Genomic DNA, 20,811 nt, shown 5'->3' with positions numbered 1-20,811 from the left:
GCTGGGAAGATTCCTAATTACAAAATTTATGATTAGCGTGATTCACTGCCATTTCGCCAGCAAGGCAATATAATTCACTGTTCATTCTCATCAAATAAAGTAAGAGATCAGGAAAAACGTGAGGAGAATAATAGTTACGCAGGAGTGTAAATATAATTGGACCTGAAGAGGGCATGAATGCGCCTGCCTAAGCAGACGCTATTTTACCTGACGAATTATTTACCGTTCCACGCTTTCATACGCGCTTCACGCACCTGCAATTGCTGTTCAGGCGTCAGTTTGTTGTAGTTTTCCGCCATGCCGCTTTCCCAGTCGCCATACAGTGGGTTCGGTAACACGATGAATTGGGTGCCAAAACGCTGATGGTTGAGGCTAACGAACTGCTGACGCTGCGCATTTCCCTGATGCCAGGTTGAACCGCCAAAGTCATTCAGGTTGTCGCCCACATACAACACCACGTTGTAACCGGCGTTTTTCACCGCATCGAAGCGCTCTTGCTTGTTGGAATTGCCAGTGCTCAGGCGCACCGTTTTCTCGCTCACGCCGCTGAAGCCCAGCTTATTCAGGTTCTCCACCGTTGCGGCATAGTCTTTTTGATCGCGGTTGGAGATATAGAACATAGTGCCGCCGTGGCTGTTGACGTAGTTAGCAAACTCTACTGCGCCCGGCACGGCGGTTGCCTGACGTGCCTGCGTCCACGCTGACCAGGTTTTACCCGAGAAGGGCTGGCCATTTTTTGCCTGCCACGCGCTGTAGGCGCTGTTATCGATCATCGTTTCATCTAAATCGACAATAACTGCTTTCGGTTTACCCGCCAGCGATGGCGCCTGATCAAAAGCCATGCGCGCGCTGTTAAACGCCTGCCAGCTCAATGCCTGATATTCGCCGGATTGCTGGAACCAGTTCACTGCCAGTACCGATTGCTGGCCAAGCTGCTGCTGAGCCTGCTGTTTGGCAGGTTGCGCGCAACCGGTTAACGTCAACGCCATTAAGCCGGACGCCGCCAGCAAAGTGGTTTTCTTCATCATTTCATCCTTAAGTGATTAGGGTCAGTTTTTGTAAAGCTTTAAAAATGTAGCAGTTAACGTAAGCTGTGGGCAGCAGAATGCAGCCGTTTGGTGAGAGGAGACACTTATGGCACAGCACCCGCACAGCGGTCCACGATCAAGACTATTGGATGAGTTTTCCTGGCTGGAATACGCGTTTCAGCCGGCGGGCCAGCCCGTTCCAGCCAATGCCGCTTACGGCCAACAGCGTCACAGCGCCAGTGTGTTGCTGGCAAGCCAAAACCTGCCGCCCAAAAGTTGTGAATCGGATGGCCTGATTGGCGAAGATAATCTGCCAGTCGCGGTGTATACCGCCGATTGTCTGCCGGTGTTATTTGCCGATCCGCAACAGCAGCAAGTTGCGGCGGTGCACGCCGGATTAAAAGGCACCCTCGGCGGCGTGTTGAACAACGCGATTGATCGTCTGCTGGAACGCGGCGCCAGCCGTGAAACGCTGCGTGTGGTCATCGGTCCGGCGATCGGACCGTGCTGCTACGAGCTGGGTAACGATCTGGTGACACAGATGCAGGATCGTCACGATCTTCCGCCGTTACCCTACTCCACTCAGCAGCCGCATAATGCGCAAGCGATCCGTCCGCAGGCGCGGGCCCAGCAAGATGGAATCTGGTTTGATTTGCCTAATCTGGCGCGGCGCTTGTTGTTACAGCGGGGAATAGTGGCGGAACATATTGAGGTGTTGAACGTCTGTACTTATTGCATGGCGGAATCGGGTTCCAGCTATCGCTACAACACCCATTTTGACAGCGGCTATCAGTCACGTTTCTCGTGGATCCGCACGCGTGGTTGAGGGCTTCACATCCTTGTGAAGCCTTGTCGATCAGTGAATTATTGCGTTGAGCGCCAGTACGCCGGCTAACCCGAGAATCGAGATCAACGTTTCCATCACCGTCCAGGTTTTCAGGGTTTCCACCACGCTTAGGTTGAAGTAGCCTTTGAACAGCCAGAAGCCGGGATCGTTAACGTGTGAAGCGATCACGCTGCCGGAACCCACCGCCAGCACCATTAAGGCCGGATCGGCGTGCGTGGCCGCGATAATCGGCGTCACAATACCGGCGGTGGTGATGGCCGCCACCGTGGCTGAACCCAGCGCCACGCGCAGCATCGCCGCCACCGTCCAGCACATCAGCAGCGGTGACAGTGACGATCCCTTCATCATATCGGCGATGTAGTTACCCACGCCGCTGTCCACCAGCACCTGTTTAAACGCGCCGCCGCCTGCGATGATAAAGATGATCATGGCGATGGCGGCAATCGATTCGCCGCACATATCCATCACTTCTTCCATCTTACGGCCATTGCGCAGCCCCAACGTCAGCACCGCAATCACCACCGCGATAAACAGCGCTACCGCCGGATTACCGATGAATTCGAAGAACTGACGCAGTGCGTTCTCTTTCGGCGTGGTCAATTCGAAGACGGCGGCAATCGCCATCAGCACCACGGGAATCACTGCGGCAAAGATACTGATACCAAAGCCCGGCATCTCCTCTTCCGTGAAGATTTTTGGGTTATACAGCCCTTCCGGCGGTGACTTCTCAAAGCTTTTAAGGAACTTCGAGAAAACCGGTCCGGCTATAATCACCGTTGGAATGGTGATGATCATGCCGTAGAGCAACGTTGTACCGAGATTGGCGCCAAATATAGTGGCAATCGCCGTTGGGCCCGGATGCGGCGGCAGGAAGCAGTGCGTGACCGAGAGCGCAGCCACCATCGGCACGCCAACATACAGCAGCGGCAAACCGGCAGCCGCCACGATAGTGAACACCAGCGGCAGCAGCAGTACGAAGCCGACCTCATAGAACATCGCCAGGCCGACGATCAGTCCGGTCACTACCAGCGCCCATTGCAACCGCTCTTTACCAAACGCGGCGATCAACGTGGTGGCCACGCGTTGAGCGGCACCGGTATCGGAAACCAGCCGTCCCAGCATGGCACCGAAACCGAGGATCATCGCTAATCCGCCTAGCGTGGAGCCGATACCTTTCTGGATTGACGCCATCACATTTAGCGGCGTCATGCCTTCGGCAATACCGACCACCGCCGAGACAAACACCAACGCAATGAAACCATTGACCTTAAATACAATCATCAACACCAGCAGCAGTATCACACCCAGCACAATGATGGTTATTGGCATTTTTTATTATCCTTAGGAATACAGAGGGGTGATTAAGGTTTAGGCGCGGCCCGACGATAACGCCAGCCGCGCACAGGCATCACACGGCGACGCGCATGCCACCGTCAACGAACAGCAGATGCCCGTTAACGAAGTTCGACGCACCGGAAGCGAGGAATACAGCCGCGCCAATCAACTCTTCCGGCTTGCCCCAGCGTGCGGCTGGCGTGCGCTTGGTCAGCCAGCTAGTAAAAGCAGGATCGTCAGCCAATGCTTGAGTCATCTCAGTAACGAAATAGCCCGGCGCAATAGCATTGACCTGAATATTGTGGCGCGCCAGCTCCACGCACATGCCACGCGTCAGCATGGTCACCGCACCTTTGGAGGCCGCGTAAGGTGTGATGGTGTCGCGCCCTAATTCGCTCTGCATTGAACCGATATTGATGATTTTGCCCTGCTGACGCTCAACCATTTTCTTCGCCACGGTTTGTGAAACCAGGAATACGGCAGTCTGGTTTACCGCAATGACGTCATTCCAGTCCTGCTCCGGGAATTCCAGGAAAGGTCGGCGGCGCTGAATGCCGGCATTGTTCACCAGCACATCAATCGCGCCCCACTCCGCTTCAATCTCATCCACCGCCTGCTTCACCTGCGCCGATTGAGTGACATCAAACGCTTTGGCGTGCGCACGTAAGCCCAGCTCACGCAACTGCGCGGCGCCCTTCTCTGCCCCTTCGTGCGTGGTGGCGTTAACGATCACTTCAGCACCGGCTTCCGCCAGCCCGCGCGCCAGCAGAAATCCAATACCACGCGCCGAACCGGTTAGCAGCACACGCTTGCCTTCGAGGGAAAATAACTGGCTCATCACTGCTCCTTAGAAAGTTAACTGAACTTTAGCGGCACGGGTTTTATCGCCGGCAAACTGCAGCGCGGCATCAATATCCTGCAAGGCGAACTCGCCGCTGAACAGCGGCAACGGATTTACCACGCCAGTAGCCAGCCATTCGACGGCGGTGTTGAATTCATGGGTAAAGCGGAAGGAGCCGACCAGATTAATCTCTTTGGCAATCAGCGCCATGATTGGGAAGTTGGGGATGGTGCCGCCCATACCAACCTGCACCAGCGTGCCTTTGGCGCACACCACATCAAGGCAGCGCTGCAGCGAAGAAGGATGACCAGAGGCTTCAAACGCCACATCGAAATAGCCTTTGTCGGCGAGATATGGAGTGAAATCGCCCTCTGCGGCATGAATCACGTCGGTTGCGCCCATCTGCTGCGCCATCTCCAGTGAACGCTCGCTGATATCGCTGCAGACAATGGAGGCGGCACCGCGTGCTTTTGCTGCGGCCGCAATCAGACAGCCAATTGGCCCCACGCCCGAGATAAACACGTGTTTTCCGGTGAGATCGCCCGCCTGCTGCGTGGCATGAATGCAAACCGCCAGCGGCTCAGCAAATACCATGACTGTTTCATCGGCATCCTGCGGGAATGGCACGCATTGCGCGCTATCTACCACTTTATATTGAGTGAAACCGCCATCAACGTGCGGCACATACATGGCGCTGCCGAAGAAGCGCATGGTGGTGCACTGGTTTTCCTGATCGCGCTGGCAATATTTGCACGTACCACAGGGCTTTGAGGGATTTACCGCGATTTTTTGCTCGGGTTTGAGATTCGGGTTATCGCTCTCAACCACGTAGCCGATCACTTCGTGGCCAAGAATCATCGGCATTTTGATCTCAAAACTGCCGACCTTACCTTCCTGATAGTAATGCAGATCGGAGCCACAAATGCCGCCACGCGTGATGCGCACCAACGTACCTTTGCCGTCCCATTTCACCTGCTGCTTTGCAACGCTGACTTGTTTTTTTCCAGTGATCATGCCGGATTGCGTTTCGATATTCATAACGTCCCCATAAGTGCTGTAGCAATGGGCGCCATCAGACCGGGTTACGCAGCTTTAAACTGTGATGAAGATCACCTAAAGACATGTTACGGAAAGGTGTTACCTGGAACGTGAAGTATGCAATGCAGAGGAGGCTACTGGCGGCCGTATGTGGCCGCCTGTGAAGAAAATTAATAGCCTGACATCAGGTCGTGGCTGTATTTGAATAGCTCAGAATCGGAGCGCAAACCGAGTTTTTTCAGCGCAGATTGTTTCTGTCCGCTCACGGTTTTACGACTGCGTTTAAACTTCACGGCAATTTGCGACACGCTCAAACCATCGAGGAAACAACGCACCACTTCCACTTCGCGCGGGCTGAGGGTTTTCACCTTCTCATACATGTTGCCTTTGCTGCTGAAATCGAGGCTATCATCCAGTGACTCTTCGCTCATTACATAGAGATTTTCAACCTCGTAAGCGACTTCTTTAGACAGGAACAAACGTCCCTGAGCAACCTGGCGAATCGCATGAGTAATATCCTGCATGTTATGACTTTTGCCAATAAAACCTTTCACGCCAGCGCTGAGCACCATTTTGACGATCGCCGGGCTTTCCATTGAGGAGGAGATCAGAATTTTTTGCTGTGGATAGTGGTTACGCAGTTGCTTAACTAATGCCAATCCATCCAGTTCACGCTCACCTAGCAGGAAATCCAGTACCAGCACATCAACCACGGTACTTCTTAGCTGATTAAATAATTCATTACTTGAAGCCCAGGTTCCCACCAAATGAATATCGGGCTCATGTTTTAAACACAACTCGAAAACGGTACGGACCATTGGGTGATCATCAAGGACAGCCACACGCACTTGTTTATTGTGTGCATATACCATTTATTTATTCCTTTATTACAGTTTTAACTTTGTCCAATTGTGATAACCACACCAGCTGAAGTAATCTGATGATATTAATAAGCGACAATTGAGATAAATAATTCATCTCAGCATTAATTTTCTTAAAAATGCTTCCGCCAGATAAAGAGATGATTAACGCTTTTAGCCAGATTTCTTTTTTTAACGCAATAGCTTTTATGTTGGCCACTCACGTTAAACTGCGAAAATTCTGACTTAACTCCTCAACAAGACCACATAAGAATTGTCTTGAAAGGTCACAAAGCAATTAACATACTGAATAAAATGAACAATTAATAAAATTCTCGCTTATCCTTGTTCAAGTCTTTTCTTTTATAAAAGGCTGATTTTTTGAGAATGGTCGCAAAAAATTGATGTTAGTAAAATTGGGCGAGTGAAGTAGATAAATATCTCTATACTCCAATGTCCTCATTGTAATTAATGTCACCACTTTTTTTCGAGATGTTGCCGTGCTCAATTCGCTCGCAAGTTTTCGCCTAACAGCATTATTGTTGCTGACTTTATTTTCCTGCACCTCATCCGCAGCGGAAAAAACACTTCAGCTTCTGGCGCGATATGATACGACGCAACCTGCTTTGCAATTATCCGAACCTATTCCTTCTGGATTTCGCAACAAAGTGATCAAAGTCGCAGTGGCGGGTCAGCCGCAACCTCCGTTATTTATGGATACCGACACGCGACGTTTTGAAGGGCTCAGTGCCGACTATCTCTCCTTGATACAAAGCATGCTCGATACAACCATTGAGCTTTATTACTACCCTGATCATAGCGCCGCGCAGAAAGCCGTGCTCAGTGGCGAGATGCAAATGCTGGCGATCAATGTTGTATTACCCACATCACCGCCACAACAGTTGATCTCAAGTGCGCCCTGGATGCTGGATTACAGCGTGATTGGCTTTAAAGCAGATCACGCTATCGGCCTGAATCCGCCGCAGGGCCAACGTATCGCCTGGTCCGGAGCACCCCAGCGACGCGAATATCTTGAACGTAACTATCATGGAGACCAACTGGTGCGATTTCCTGGCTATTATGATGCAGTTGCGTCCGTAGTTTTTAATCAGACTGCTCAGGTTTGGGGAAATGCCGCGACACTAAATCATCTCAATCGATATCTTTTTGCTAATGCGCTAAAAATAACGCCAGACGAATACAGCATTCCGATGAACGTTAGCTTTGGCATTAGTCCGCACTTTCCCTTACTGGCGAAGGCGGTTGATAAGGCATTGCAGCAAATTCCGCTGTCCATCCGCATGCAAATAGCCAAACGCTGGCAGCTTGATATTCACCATGTTTTGCAGCGTAATCCACTCGCATTAACCCAGGAAGAGGAGCAGTGGCTAAAGGATCACTCGCGTATAAGCGTACTATTGCCGACCAAATTAGCCCCGTTAAGTAGCCGAACAGCAAAAATGCCCTTCATCGGCATGAGCGTTGATGTGCTGGAATTGATCGCCAATCTGACTGGGCTGAATTTTAGTAATCATGTGTTGGGAGCGCTTCCATCATCCAGCGATAAATATACTCCTCCTCGGCTCTTTCCCATGGATATTCTTGATCGGGATGATGAGGCGCATCCGCAGCTGACAACCCGGCCATGGCTAGTATCGCATTGGGTGATCATCCGCAATCAGAAACCCAGCAATATCGTCGGACGCGATTCATTCCCTTTTGGTTCCGTATTAATGCTGAACAATCAGACGATGAAAGAGTGGATGCTGCAGCATTATCCCCACCTCAGTTTAGCTAACAGTGATGATCCAATTGATGCCCTGCGTCAGTTGCAAGAACACAAGATTGATGCCGTGGTGCTGCCAAAAATTTTTGCAGATTACCTGCTACGTAATCATTTTGGTGATGCGTTACATGTTGAAAGCACACTCGGCGCCGATCCGGCACGTTTTGTCATGCGCGTTGAGCCCGGTAATGAAATGTTGGTTAGCATTCTCAATAAAGCCTTATTAGCGGTCCCACCCGAAACACTATTCAAACTGCTGGCGCAGTGGCGGCAGGCAGAAACCCCGTTCATTAGCGCTTCATGGCAGAACTATAAACAGGCGATTCTGATCATCGTTTCAATTTCGTCCGGGCTGATTGTGCTGATTTTGATCTGGAATCGTCATTTGCGTAGGGTGATTCAGCAACGCATTCAGGCCGAAAATGCGTTAAAAAATCAGCTCAATTTCACCCACACTCTATTTAATGAATCGCCGGTCGCGATGTATATTCGCGACAAAAATACCCGGTTGGTTGACTGTAACAAAGCTTATTTGCGCTATATGAATTTCCAGCGTGAAGAGGTGATTGGCAAACGCCTATCCGACGTGTTTGCGGGCAATAATGCCAGCATCCAAAGTATTGAAGAGGGTTATCAGCAAACCTTGCGCGATGGCGAAGCCGTGATGCGCGATATCCATATGGTATTTGATCAACAACCTCTCCAGCTCTACAACTGGACATTACCTTTTCGCGATCGTCTCGGCGATGTAGCAGGCGTAATTGGTGGCTGGCTGGATGTGACCGAACGTAATGCGCTGTTGCAGGAGTTGCAGCTGGCAAAAGATGCGGCGGATAAAGCGAATCGTTCCAAAAGCGAATTCCTCGCCAGTATGAGCCATGAGATCCGCACCCCGTTGCATGCCATTATTGGCTTGTTAGAGCTGGAAACACGCTCGCAGTCCACGGATTCACTTTCAGAGAACATTCGTGTTGCCTACAGTTCAGCGCACGCGTTGTTGTCATTAATTGGTGATGTACTCGATCTTTCAAAGATCGAGTCCGGTATGTATCAACCCACGCCGGAAACAGTCTATTTGCCGGATGTGATTGAACAAGCTGTCACATTATTTCGCAACAAAGCCGAAAACAAAGGAATTGAACTGCGTGTCGAAATGGATATCGCCGCCTATTGGGTGAAAACCGATCCACTGATGATCAACCAAATCCTCTCGAATCTTTTAAGCAACGCCATTAAATTTACTGAAGAAGGCACGGTCACCGTAGTGCTGATGCAAGGTATCGCGCAGGAAGAGGAAGGCAGCGAATTTGTCATTGAAGTGAGCGACAATGGTTGTGGCATGACGGAAGATCAACAACATGCCATCTTTGAGCCTTTTGTCCAGGTCGGCGAACGCCATCAACAGCAACTAGGCACCGGATTAGGGTTAAGTATTTGCCGGAATCTGGCGCACTTATTGGATGGCGAACTGATTGTGGAAAGTGCACCGGGCGAAGGAGCAGTCTTCTCTTTTTACTTCCGTGCCCCGCAAGGCGAACCCCGCGATCAAACTCAGCCGCATCTGTCACATCCCGTGTTTTCTGACAAACTCTCAGTGTTAGTGATTGACGATCATGCCCCCAATCGCTTGCTACTCGGCAAGCAACTTGAGTTATCAGGCCATCAGGTGGTGGTCAGCGAAAGTGCTGCCGAAGCGTTGGCGCTGTGGCAGCAAGCACCGCTGCGTTTTGATTTAATCATCACCGATTGCAATATGCCGACAATGAACGGCTTTCAGTTTGCAGAAGCGCTCCGTCAGTATGAGCAACAACATCATTTACCGCCGATTATGTTGTACGGCCTTACAGCCTCTGCCGAACAGCACATCATGCAACGCTGTTTACAGGCTGGCATGGATGACTGCCTGTTTAAGCCTCTGAATCTGGATCGTTTACTGGCTCAGATTGAAAATTGCACCCGACGCGGTCCAAATCACTCAGAGCCAGCGACTGCAGCTGCAGCTGAAGAATTCATTGAGGATGATGATGGTGCTGATGTTCCAGAAACCGCTATTGCTGATTTCCCTCTGCTACTAACCCAACTAGCAGAACGCGATGTTGAAAGTTGTTTTGCATTGATCGCCAGCATCCGCAATAGCCACGATGCATTATTGGCTGAATTACAACAAACGCAGGAAGCAAGTACGCTCTCCCAGCTCGGCCACAAACTGAAAGGGGGGGCAGCGATTCTTAATGCACATGCTTTGGTAAAATTAGGACGTCAACTAGAAGTTCACCTGGAGGAGTCTTATGATGCAAAAAAATTAATACAGCAAATCAGTTTAGAAATAGAGCGTGTAAATAAATCTCTATTAGAATTTTCAGAACTCCACCTTAAAAACCATCACTTTTCTTAGAATCATAATCTTATCGAGACATTTCTCGGTTCGCCCTATTGTTCCGCCGGACATAATGGATTCCAACGTCATCATTACGATGCCGTTAAAGGGAGAGATATGTTTAATGCAAAAATCCTCATCGTTGATGAGCATCGCCTGGTTGCCGCCGGTATGCAGGCTTTATTATTAATGAACGGTTTTAATTGTGTCACTACTGCGCACTCAATAAATGATGGTATTGATGATATCATTCATCATCACATTGACATACTGATATTAGATCCTGATTTTAAAGAAAAGAACGGCATCGCATTTCTACGGGATATTGTTAAATCTAAAACATGGATGAAAGTTATAATAATAAGTCAGGGGGTCAATAATCACCTATCAATACAATCGCTTAGCCAGGGAGCAAACGGATTTGTCTCAACCTACGATCCTATCCAAACACTGATCGCTGCGATTGGCTGTGTATCTAACAACGTAAATTACCTGCCGGGTGATATTCTGGATAAACGTCAACGTTATGCTAATGAGCAGGATATGCTCTCTCGCCTTACGGACCGTGAAAATTTAATTTTGCGACAACTCGCCCAAGGAAAATCAAATAAAATCATCGCTTGTGAACTTGGGTTAAATAACAAAACCATCAGTACCTATAAAACGAAAATATTCCAAAAACTTGAGTCAAAAAACCTGGTCGATATCATCGAACTCGCTCGACGTAATGGTGCGTGCTAACAAAATCAAGACTAGTCTTGCGGATTAACAGCCTAGTGACATGGCATTATATGCCTTGTCCTCACCCCGGACAGTTTTTAAGAAGATTGAGTTTTAAAGGAATTAATAACCACAGAGCTAATTTATTAGCCCCTTCTTCATGCTATTACAGGGCGAGTAGGTTTCTTCCAGTGCCTGGCGAAAGAAGTCCGAATCTTTCGTCTGCGACTTACCGCCCTGCTTTTTTTTGATGCTTCTCACAGGCTGAACGCCACACACTTCCTTCCCTGCAAATTCCCGCTAGAGTTCACTCATCCGACCACTTTCTGAGTATGTGATCATGCCTGAACATTATGCCCATCTGTTCGCCCCGCTAGATTTGGGTTTCACCCACCTTAAAAACCGTTTCCTGATGGGGTCGATGCATACCGGATTGGAAGAACACGCTGAAGGTGCCGAACGTCTGGCTGCCTTCTACGGTGAGCGCGCGCGCGAAGGTGTGGCGCTGATTGTCACCGGTGGTATTGCGCCCAATCCGCAAGGCGTGGTGGCACATGGCGGAGCGATCCTAAACCAGCAAAGTCAGTGCGACTGGCACCGCGTCATTACTGATGCGGTGCATGCAGAAGGCGGGAAAATTGCGCTGCAAATTCTGCATGCCGGCCGCTACAGCTATCAACGCGATCTGGTTGCCCCTTCGGCGTTGCAGGCGCCGATCAATCCTTTTACGCCGCAAGCGCTCAGCGATGCGGATATCCATCAAACCATTCAGGACTTCGCACACTGCGCCAAACTGGCGCAACAGGCCGGCTATGACGGCGTGGAGATCATGGGTTCCGAAGGTTATCTGATTAATCAGTTTCTGGTAGCGCATACTAATCAGCGTGAGGATGACTGGGGCGGCGATGTGGCGCGACGCCAGCGCTTTGCGTTAGCCGTCACGAAAGCGGTGCGCGATGCCGTCGGCAGCGACTTTATCATCATCTTCCGCCTGTCGATGCTCGATCTGGTGAATAACGGCAGTTCGCTGAAAGAGACGCTTTCGCTGGCGCAAGCGCTGGAGCAGTGCGGCGTTACGCTATTTAACAGCGGCATTGGCTGGCATGAAGCGCGCATTCCTACTATCGCCACCTGCGTACCGCGCGCCGGTTTTGCCTGGGTCACCCAGCATCTGCGCGAGCGCGTGTCGGTGCCGGTCATTGCCACTAATCGCATCAACCATCCCGATGTTGCTGAACAGCTTCTGCGTGACGGCATCGCCGATATGGTTTCGATGGCGCGCCCTTTTCTCGCCGATGCGGCTTTTGTTCGTAAAGCAGAAACCGGCCAGCCCGATGCCATCAACACCTGCATTGCCTGTAATCAGGCCTGCCTCGATCAAATCTTTGTCGGCAAAGTCACCTCTTGTCTGGTGAATCCACGCGCCTGCCATGAAACGCTGATGCCGGTAATTTCCACCGAACAGCCGAAGCAGTTAGCAGTGGTAGGCGCAGGGCCCGCAGGTATGGCATTCGCGCTGCAGGCGGCTGAGCGCGGCCATCAGGTCACGCTGTACGAAGCCGACGCGCAAATTGGCGGGCAGTTTAATATCGCCCGGCAGATTCCCGGCAAGGCCGAATTCAGTGAAACGCTGCGCTATTTCCGTCATCAACTTGCTGCTGCAGGCGTGACGATTAAAACAGAACATCGCGTCACCGCAGACGAACTGGAAACCGCTGACGAAGTGGTTATCGCCACCGGTATCTTGCCGCGCCAGCTGGCGATTCCCGGCATCGATCATCCCAGCGTGCTGAGCTATCTCGACGTCATACGCGATAAAAAACAGGTGGGAAAACGCGTGGCGATTATCGGCGCGGGCGGCATTGGTTTTGATACCGCCGAGTTTCTGCTGCATCAATCCAGTCATGACGATTTTTATCAAAGCTGGGGCATCGACCGCAGCCTGCAGGCGCGCGGCGGATTGATGGCGCCACAGCCACAGCCCGCCGATCGGCAAATCTGGCTGCTGCAACGTAAATCCGGCAAGCCGGGCGCAGGCTTAGCGAAAACCACCGGCTGGATCCACCGCGCCAGCTTGCAGGCGCACGGCGTGCAGATGTGGGGCGACGTCGAGTATTTGCAGATTGATGATGCCGGATTACATCTGCGTCATCAGGGCGAAGCGATAACGCTGGCGGTGGATAACGTTGTGATTTGTGCCGGGCAGGAACCGCTGCGCCTGCTGGCGGACCAGCTCAGCGCGCGAGGTAAATCCGTACAAGTGATTGGTGGTGCGGATGTGGCGCAGGAGCTGGATGCTCGCCGCGCCATTGCTCAGGCGACCGAATTGGCGCTGAGTATCTAATTAGCGCAGTTTGACCGAACGCAGCACCACGAACTTGGCGTTGGACGCCACCAGTTCGCAGTTGCCAAACAGCTTTTTCATTTTGACGTGATAGCCGAGGTGGCGGTTGCCGACGATGCGCAACTCGCCGCCATACTGCAGGCAGCGTTTGGCATCACGCAGCATTTGCCACGCCAGATGATCGGTCACCGCGTGCTGCTGATGGAATGGCGGGTTGCACAGCACCGCGTGCAGGCGATCGGACGGGAAGCCACTCAGCACGTTGTTAACGCGGAACTGACAGCGCGCCATATCCTGGGGACGGTTCACTTCCACGTTCAGTTTGCTTGATGCCACCGCCATGTAGGATTCGTCATAAAACAGCACGTCCGCATTCGGATTCTGTTCCAGCGCCAGCAAGCCAATCACGCCATTGCCGCAACCGAGATCGAGAATTTCTCCCTCAATGTCAAAAGGCAGATACTGCATAAAGAAGCGAGCACCGACATCCAGCGACGCGCGGGAAAACACGTTGGCATGATTGTGGATCTGGTACTCAGAATCATCCAGCGGCCAAACAGTGGTCGCAGGCTGATCCGCTAATTGAGGCGCGGTGTAGCGGCTATAAATCAGACGCGCTTTTTTCCACGCCAGCGAGGTTTTGCTCTCGCCGAGGATGCGCTCGAACAGCTGCAGCGTGGAGTTGTGAATGTCTTTAGCTTTCGCCGCCGCCAGAATCAGCGTGTCTGGCGTGATCACTTCGCGCAATGCACGCAGTTGATGCTCCAGCAGCGCCAGCGCTTTGGGGATTTTGATCATCACCACCGCCGGCGCGGCGGGCAGTGGCGCCAGGCTATCGATAAAGTGCACCTGATCTTCATCCATCTCATTGAGACGCAGGTTCTGTTTTGCCGCCTGTTCACTCAGCAATGAATCGCTGACGTGCCACACGGGACGTGCGCCCAGCCCGCAGGTCAGCGCGCCAAAGCTGTCGTTGAACACCAAAACCGGTCCCTCTGGCAGCTCTTGCTGCAGCAGGTATTCATCGGCGGAATCCCACGCCTGTAGCGGGCTTTCCTCACGCATAGGCGGGAAGCGGTGCAGCGTCAGCGTGCGATTGGTCAGTTCAAGTTGGCTCATGGAATCTCCGGCGTGGTACACTTTGCGCGATTTTCGCCCTAAAAAGGGGGCGCAGTATACTGTCTTTCGCCGGGAATCCCAATGTCATTAATCTATCTGCAGGGTTACCCTGAAAACATCCTCGAGCAGGTTCAGACGCTGATCGAACATGAGCGTTTAGGTTCATTTCTTCAACAACGCTATCCCGATACGCACAATATCGTCAGCGATCGTGCGCTCTATGATTACACGCAAGCGCTGAAAAGCCGCTACATGCGCAGCGCGCCGCCGGTGAGTAAAGTGATTTGGGACAATAAGATCAAGGTGATGAAGCACGCGTTGGGGCTGCATACTGCGATTTCGCGCGTGCAAGGCGGCAATCTCAAAGCCAAAGCGGAGATTCGCATCTCCACTTTCTTCCGCCTCGCACCGGAAGCGTTTTTGCGCATGATCGTGGTGCACGAGCTGGCGCACCTTAAAGAGAAAGATCACGACAAAGCCTTTTACCAACTCTGCTGCCACATGGAACCGGATTATCACCAGCTGGAGTTTGACGCCCGCTTGTGGATGACCGACCAGGCGATGCGCGGCAACGCGGCTTAAAGAAACTCCTGCGCCTTTTGAATCAAACTGGTTTTGGTCAGTGCGCCCATAAAACGGCGCTCCTGTGGATTATTCAGCACCGGCAGGCGCTCAAGCGTGACGCGGGCAAAAGCTTCCCAACCTTCGCGCATGCTTTGATTCTGATAAATGCAGGGAAAGTTATTGTCCATCACACTACTGACTGGCGAATGCAGCGTGATCTCCTGCGACAACACCTTACGTGAAATATCGTGGATCGACACCACGCCAAGAAATTGCCCTTCGCTATTAATCACATACACATAACGTTCACGCTTAAGTGAGCTCACCGCCAGCGCCTGTCCCACCGACTCTTCCGGCTGTAACGCTGCGCCGGGAATGATCAATTGGTCGACGCGCATGTTATCGAAATCATACTTGGCTTCGGAACGGCTGAAATGACTGCTCACCACCGGATAAGTGCTGGACGATTGCAGGCGATAGACCACCATCGACGCCAGTACTGACGCGATCATGATTGGGAACAGCAGGCTGCTATTCAGCGTCATCTCTAACACCATCAGCATCGCCATTAACGGTGCCTGACTGACCGCCGCCAGCACCGCCGCCATGCCGATCGCCGCATACAGCAAGGTATTACCAACCGGTAAATGCAGCATCACGCCCATCTGCGCCAGCGCCACGCCGAGCAGTGCGCCGATCAATAATGAAGGGGTAAACAGCCCGCCCACCGCGTTGGAACCCACCGACAGCGTGGTCGCCAGCGTTTTTAACACCAGCAATCCCAGCAAACCCATTAGCAGATATTGGCCATCAATGATTTTGACGATCACTTCGTAACCGTTACCGAGAATATCGGTGGAGATCAGCGCCAGAAAGCCCACCACTAATCCACCCGCGCCCAGCCGTAACGGCAGCGAACGCACGCGGCCAAACAGCGCCTTGCTGCGCGCAATGAGTTTTATTAGCAGCCAACCGGCTATGCCAGCAACAAAACCAATCAGCAATGTCATCAGCAAGCTGCTGATATCCATCTGAAACAGCGCTTCGGATAACGGATAAAGCGCGCTGCGGAAACCCAGCGACCACATGGTCATCACCGCCACCGCTGACGAAACAATCAGCGGAATTAAGCGTTGCAGCGCCGAGATGCCAAACGCGATTTCCGCCACAAATATCGCTGACGCCAGCGGAGCGTGATACACCGACGAAAGCCCGGCGGCTGCGGCCATCGCCACGATATCGCTGTTGCGCAGATTGAGCGATTTGGGCAGCCAGCGCCCGATCAAACTGCCGCTCAGCGCCGATAGCTGCACCATCGGTCCCTCTTTACCAATCGACGCGCCGCTGCCGATACTGGCAATCGACGACAGCGCACGAAACAGCGAAGTTTTGGTCGGCACCGCATCAAGGCGCGCGTTGATCACTTCCAGATAATCGGTCTGCACCGTTTCCTGTTTCTCAATCGCCACCGCATAGCGCAGGAAAAAACCGGCTATAACGCCGCCCGCGCCCACCAGCAGCGGCCAGAAGATCCACGGCCAGACATGCATCGCCACGGTGATTTCGTTATCGCTGTTGAACAGCAGGCGGTTAATGACATCGATCACGCCGCGAAAAGCCAGCGTCACCAGCGAGGCCACGCATCCAACGGGGATGGCGATCAGTAATGTGGTCCAGTTCAGAGCATGTTTACTTCCACTCACCCGCGCGTCCCCGCTAAGTCGGTTAAAAAGTTGTGCGGCATCATCATATTGGAATGCGGATCTCAGGATCAAATTTCGCCTGCCTGGCGCTCAGATGAACATGTTACTCTGCCGTTTTACTTTAGCAGGAGAGCAGCACGTGATTCGTTTCGCCATCGTGGGAACCAACTGGATTACCCGCCAGTTTATCGACGCCGCGCATGAAACCGGCAAGATGAAGCTGAGCGGCGTCTATTCGCGTAATCAGCAGCAGGCCAACGCTTTTGTGGTGGATTATCCCTGCAAGCTGACCTTCACCTCACTGGATGAACTTGCCGCCAGCAGTGAGATTGATGCGGTGTATATCGCCAGTCCGAATGCGCTGCACAGTGAGCAGGCGATACTGTTTATGTCGCACGGCAAGCATGTGATTTGCGAGAAGCCGATGGCGTCTAACCTGCGTGAAGCCGAGGCGATGATTGCCTGCGCACGCCAGCATCAGGTGGTGCTGTTCGAAGCCTTTAAAACCGCCAGCCTGCCGACGTTCCTGCAACTGCAAAAAACGCTGCCACAATTGGGCAAACTGCGTAAAGCCCTGATCAACTATTGCCAGTACTCCTCGCGTTATCAGCGCTATCTGGATGGCGAGAATCCAAATACCTTTAATCCTCGCTGGTCGAACGGCTCAATCATGGATATCGGCTTTTACTGTCTCGCCGCCGCCGTCACCTTGTGGGGCGCGCCGCAGCAGGTCAAAGCGCAAGCTTCGCTACTGGAAAGTGGCGTTGATGCGCATGGCGTGGTGGTGTTGGGCTACGGCGATTTTGACGTAACGTTGTTGCACTCAAAAGTCAGCGATTCACTGATCCCGAGTGAGATTCAGGGTGAAGCGGGATCGCTGATAATTGAAAAGATCTCCGAATGCCAGCAACTGCGCTTTATCCCGCGCGGCGGCGAGAGCCAAAACCTGACGCAGCCGCAGCACATCAATACCATGCTGTATGAAGCCGAAACCTTCGCCAAATTGGTGGAAGCCGGTGAAGTTGAGCATGCGGGCTTAGAAACCTCGCGCGTTACGGCGCAACTGCTCACAGAAATTCGCCGCCAGACCGGCGTGGTATTCCCGACAGATCAGGCTGAAGTGTAAATATTGCAAAACTTTTCTGGAGCCCTCTTGAAAGCGATTATCGAACTCCGTATGTTGAGCGCTGCAAAGGGGAGTAACTTGTAAGCTGATTGATCGTCATTACGATGCGCCACGCATCCGGTCGTCAGGCAACCCGGAACCTATTCTGAGTTGTAAGTGAGACCTTGCCGGAAGGCGAGGTTTGCTTGCAGCACGATCAAAGCGGCTGACGTCTTCTGACTTCAGCCGCTTTTTTATTTCTGGAAAAGGATACGACTATGCACTCAGTTGGCACACCGTTACTTTGGGGCAGCTTTGCTGTTGTGGTGCTCATCATGCTGGCGATTGACCTGCTATTACAGGGCCGACGCGGCGCACAAACCATGTCATTCAAACAAGCAGCGGTCTGGTCACTGATTTGGGTCTCCGTTTCACTGCTGTTCAGCGCTGCCTTCTGGTGGTATCTCGACGGCACCGCCGGGCGCGAAGTCGCCACCGCGCAAACCCTCGCCTTCCTCACCGGCTACGTTTTAGAAAAAGCGCTGGCGGTGGATAACGTTTTTGTCTGGCTGATGCTGTTTAGCTACTTCGCCGTCCCGGCCAATCTGCAACGTCGCGTGTTGATTTATGGTGTATTGGGCGCGATTGTGCTGCGTACCATCATGATCTTCGCTGGCAGCTATTTGGTAACCCAGTTCAGCTGGATTCTTTACGTATTCGGCGCGTTCCTGCTGTTCACCGGCCTGAAAATGGCGCTGGCGAAAGAGGAAGATGACAGCACGGTTGGCGACAAGCCGGTAGTGCGCTGGCTGCGCAAGCATCTGCGTATGACCGATAGCCTCGACGGCGAGAAGTTCTTCACCCGTAAAAACGGCGTGCTGTTTGCTACGCCGCTGCTGCTGGTGCTGATCATGGTTGAACTGAGCGATGTGATTTTCGCCGTGGACAGCATCCCCGCCATCTTCGCGGTGACCACCGATCCGTTCATTGTGCTGACTTCAAACCTGTTCGCGATTCTCGGCCTGCGCGCCATGTACTTCCTGCTGGCTAACGTGGCGGAGCGCTTCTCGATGCTGAAATATGGCTTGGCTATTGTGCTGGTGTTTATCGGTATCAAAATGCTGATCGTCGAGTTCTATCACATTCCCGTCGGCATCTCGCTGGCGGTGGTGGGCGTGATTCTCGGCGGTACGCTGCTGATTAACGCCTGGGTGAACCACAGAAACGACCAGAAGAAGATCTCACCATAATCTTCTGCAGGGGCGCTAATCGCCCCTGCTTTGTTTCGCCAGTTGCAACCTTCACGTTTTATATATCTGTCACACTTCCCATCATCAGCAGATCAAAAAACCGATCTGCCGCGCAAGCACAGAATTATCTCTTTCCTCATAAGCTCTTTTCCTTATACTCCGCCGGGCAAACCGTTGTGGGTGGTTGAACCGCGCACAATACTCATGACCGCAAATATAAAAAGACTGTGATATGCAAAACAACTTTATTGGACGTCTGGGCGCGCTGTTCGCAGGAAGCCTGGTAAAACAAATCATGATCGGCCTGGCGGCGGGCGTGGCGCTGGCGTGGTTCTCACGCGATGCCGCACTGGCCGTTGGCTTGCTGGGCGAGCTGTTCGTGCGTGCGCTGAAAGCCGTCGCGCCGCTGCTGGTTTTGGTGTTGGTGATATCTTCAATCGCCAACCATCAGCAGGGACAGAAAACCAATATCCGCCCGATTATCATGCTGTATCTGCTCAGCACGTTCTTTGCTGCGGTTGTGGCGGTGATCTTCAGCCATCTGTTCCCTCAGACGCTGTCGATGAACGTCGGTGCTACGCAAATTACGCCGCCGTCGGGCATTGCCGAAGTGCTGCACGGTTTGCTGATGAGCATGGTGTCGAATCCGATTGAAGCACTGATGAACGCCAACTACATCGGCATTCTGGTGTGGGCGCTGGGATTGGGCCTGGCGTTTCGTCATGCCAGCCCAAGCAGCAAAGCGTTTCTTAATGACGCGTCAAATGCCGCGACCTGGGTGGTGCGCTGCGTGATCCGCTGTGCGCCGCTGGGGATTTTTGGCCTGGTAGCCTCCATCCTCGCCTCAACCGGTTTTGATGCGCTGTGGGAATACGCCAATCTGCTCACGCTGCTGCTCGGCTGCATGCTGATTATGGCGCTGGTGGTTAATCCAATGCTGGTGTTTCAGAAGATTCGCCGCAACCCTTATCCGCTGGTATTTACCTGCATGCGTGAAAGTGGCGTCACCGCATTCTTCACCCGCAGTTCAGCGGCCAATATCCCGGTAAATATGGCATTGGCGAAGCGCCTCAATCTGGATGAAGACACTTACTCCGTGTCGATCCCGCTGGGTGCCACCATCAGCATGGCAGGTGCATCAATCACCATCACCGTGTTGACGCTGGCTGCAGTACACACGCTGGGTATTTCGGTGGATGTGCCAACCGCGATTCTGTTGAGTCTGGTGGCGTCGTTGTGTGCCTGTGGCGCATCCGGCGTGGCCGGCGGTTCGCTGCTGCTGATTCCGGTAGCCTGCAACATGTTTGGTATTCCGAATGATTTGGCGATGCAGGTAGTGGCGGTGGGCTTCATTATTGGCGTGCTGCAGGATTCCGCCGAGACCGCGTTGAACTCCTCGACGGATATTCTGTTTACCGCCGCCGTATGCCAGGCCGAAGCCGAGCGCGAACCGCGTCGTACGGTTTCAGAATCGGAGTAAGGTGCGGTTGTTGAATGGGTCGCCATGAATGGCGACCCTACGGATAATTAGCGAGATTTTGTAGGGTCGCCATTCATGGCGACCTGGTTCTACAAAGTCACACCGCTTTTAAAAATGGCTAACTCGCGGAAATCGTTGCTTTCATTGCGCGCCGGTTGACCATTGGCAATCGCCACAATCATATCGACGAAATCTTCCAGCATCTCCGCCATACTCATCCCTTCAATCAAACGTCCGGCATTAAAATCGATCCAGTGCGGCTTCTTCTCGGCGAGTTGCGTATTGGTGGCGATCTTCACTGTCGGCACAAAACCGCCATACGGCGTACCGCGTCCGGTGGTAAACAGCACCATATGACAGCCCGCGCCCGCCAGCGCGCTGGTGGCGACCGCATCGTTGCCCGGCGCACTGAGC

General features: G+C 52.6%; 15 protein-coding genes and 1 pseudogene. 8 read left to right on the top strand and 8 right to left on the bottom strand.

The window, feature by feature from the left end:
* Window positions 1-215: 215 nt before the first annotated feature.
* Window positions 216-1,025, bottom strand: coding sequence for a 5'-nucleotidase, lipoprotein e(P4) family (locus RTY00_RS03925; RefSeq protein WP_312663462.1), 810 nt, complete (start codon window positions 1,023-1,025; stop codon window positions 216-218).
* Between the two features lie 109 nt (window positions 1,026-1,134).
* Here RTY00_RS03925 and RTY00_RS03920 point away from each other — a divergent pair, with 109 nt between their 5' ends.
* On the top strand, window positions 1,135-1,854 hold the full coding sequence (locus RTY00_RS03920) for a polyphenol oxidase family protein (RefSeq protein ID WP_312663461.1): 720 nt from the start codon (window positions 1,135-1,137) through the stop codon (window positions 1,852-1,854).
* Between the two features lie 30 nt (window positions 1,855-1,884).
* Here RTY00_RS03920 and RTY00_RS03915 read toward each other — a convergent pair whose 3' ends face one another.
* The 4 genes from RTY00_RS03915 to RTY00_RS03900 form a co-directional block, all read right to left on the bottom strand.
* A complete protein-coding gene (locus RTY00_RS03915) occupies window positions 1,885-3,204 on the bottom strand; it encodes a gluconate:H+ symporter (RefSeq protein WP_008103467.1) in 1,320 nt (439 codons plus the stop codon).
* A gap of 79 nt (window positions 3,205-3,283) precedes the next feature.
* The gene (idnO, locus tag RTY00_RS03910; RefSeq protein ID WP_312663460.1) at window positions 3,284-4,048 is read right to left on the bottom strand and encodes a gluconate 5-dehydrogenase; all 765 of its coding nucleotides are present in this window, start codon (window positions 4,046-4,048) and stop codon (window positions 3,284-3,286) included.
* 9 nt (window positions 4,049-4,057) lie between these two features.
* Entirely contained in the window at window positions 4,058-5,089 is a 1,032-nt protein-coding gene (idnD, locus tag RTY00_RS03905; protein WP_312663459.1) for an L-idonate 5-dehydrogenase, read from the bottom strand.
* 170 nt (window positions 5,090-5,259) lie between these two features.
* Window positions 5,260-5,961: a response regulator transcription factor gene (locus tag RTY00_RS03900; RefSeq protein WP_312663458.1), complete on the bottom strand. Its 702-nt coding sequence runs from the start codon at window positions 5,959-5,961 to the stop codon at window positions 5,260-5,262.
* 488 nt (window positions 5,962-6,449) lie between these two features.
* Between RTY00_RS03900 and RTY00_RS03895 the strand changes: the two genes are divergently transcribed.
* The 3 genes from RTY00_RS03895 to RTY00_RS03885 all read left to right on the top strand — a co-directional run bounded on the left by RTY00_RS03895 (window position 6,450) and on the right by RTY00_RS03885 (window position 13,176).
* Window positions 6,450-10,130 (top strand): ATP-binding protein, encoded by a 3,681-nt coding sequence (locus tag RTY00_RS03895; protein WP_312663457.1) that lies wholly within the window; start codon window positions 6,450-6,452, stop codon window positions 10,128-10,130.
* A gap of 99 nt (window positions 10,131-10,229) precedes the next feature.
* On the top strand, window positions 10,230-10,853 hold the full coding sequence (locus RTY00_RS03890; protein WP_312663456.1) for a response regulator transcription factor: 624 nt from the start codon (window positions 10,230-10,232) through the stop codon (window positions 10,851-10,853).
* Between the two features lie 319 nt (window positions 10,854-11,172).
* Window positions 11,173-13,176, top strand: coding sequence for an NADPH-dependent 2,4-dienoyl-CoA reductase (locus tag RTY00_RS03885; RefSeq protein ID WP_312663455.1), 2,004 nt, complete (start codon window positions 11,173-11,175; stop codon window positions 13,174-13,176).
* On the opposite strand, the gene rlmG is transcribed toward RTY00_RS03885, so the two are convergent.
* Window positions 13,177-14,295 (bottom strand): 23S rRNA (guanine(1835)-N(2))-methyltransferase RlmG, encoded by a 1,119-nt coding sequence (gene rlmG / locus RTY00_RS03880; protein ID WP_312663454.1) that lies wholly within the window; start codon window positions 14,293-14,295, stop codon window positions 13,177-13,179.
* Between the two features lie 81 nt (window positions 14,296-14,376).
* On the opposite strand from rlmG, the gene RTY00_RS03875 reads away from it, so the two are divergent.
* Window positions 14,377-14,877, top strand: a complete 501-nt coding sequence (locus RTY00_RS03875; protein ID WP_312663453.1) for a M48 family metallopeptidase — start codon at window positions 14,377-14,379, stop codon at window positions 14,875-14,877.
* On the opposite strand, the gene RTY00_RS03870 is transcribed toward RTY00_RS03875, so the two are convergent.
* On the bottom strand, window positions 14,874-16,562 hold the full coding sequence (locus tag RTY00_RS03870; protein ID WP_312663452.1) for a chloride channel protein: 1,689 nt from the start codon (window positions 16,560-16,562) through the stop codon (window positions 14,874-14,876). The genes RTY00_RS03875 and RTY00_RS03870 overlap by 4 nt on opposite strands.
* 139 nt (window positions 16,563-16,701) lie before the next feature.
* Between RTY00_RS03870 and RTY00_RS03865 the strand changes: the two genes are divergently transcribed.
* From RTY00_RS03865 to sstT, 3 genes are all read left to right on the top strand, one after another.
* Window positions 16,702-17,688 (top strand): Gfo/Idh/MocA family oxidoreductase, encoded by a 987-nt coding sequence (locus tag RTY00_RS03865; protein WP_312663463.1) that lies wholly within the window; start codon window positions 16,702-16,704, stop codon window positions 17,686-17,688.
* 257 nt (window positions 17,689-17,945) lie between these two features.
* Window positions 17,946-18,917 (top strand): TerC family protein, encoded by a 972-nt coding sequence (locus RTY00_RS03860; RefSeq protein WP_176970524.1) that lies wholly within the window; start codon window positions 17,946-17,948, stop codon window positions 18,915-18,917.
* A 232-nt stretch (window positions 18,918-19,149) separates the two neighbouring features.
* A complete protein-coding gene (gene sstT, locus RTY00_RS03855) occupies window positions 19,150-20,397 on the top strand; it encodes a serine/threonine transporter SstT (protein WP_312663451.1) in 1,248 nt (415 codons plus the stop codon).
* 89 nt (window positions 20,398-20,486) lie between these two features.
* Here sstT and RTY00_RS03850 read toward each other — a convergent pair.
* A pseudogene (locus tag RTY00_RS03850) lies at window positions 20,487-20,811 on the bottom strand (UxaA family hydrolase); the annotation flags it as partial.

The sequence above is a fragment of the Pantoea sp. CTOTU49201 genome (assembly GCF_032054795.1).
In the GTDB taxonomy this organism is placed as follows: Bacteria; Pseudomonadota; Gammaproteobacteria; order Enterobacterales; family Enterobacteriaceae; genus Pantoea; species Pantoea symbiotica.
The sequence above is the reverse complement of the archived record's forward strand: the minus strand, read 5'-3'. Positions and strand labels throughout refer to the sequence as shown.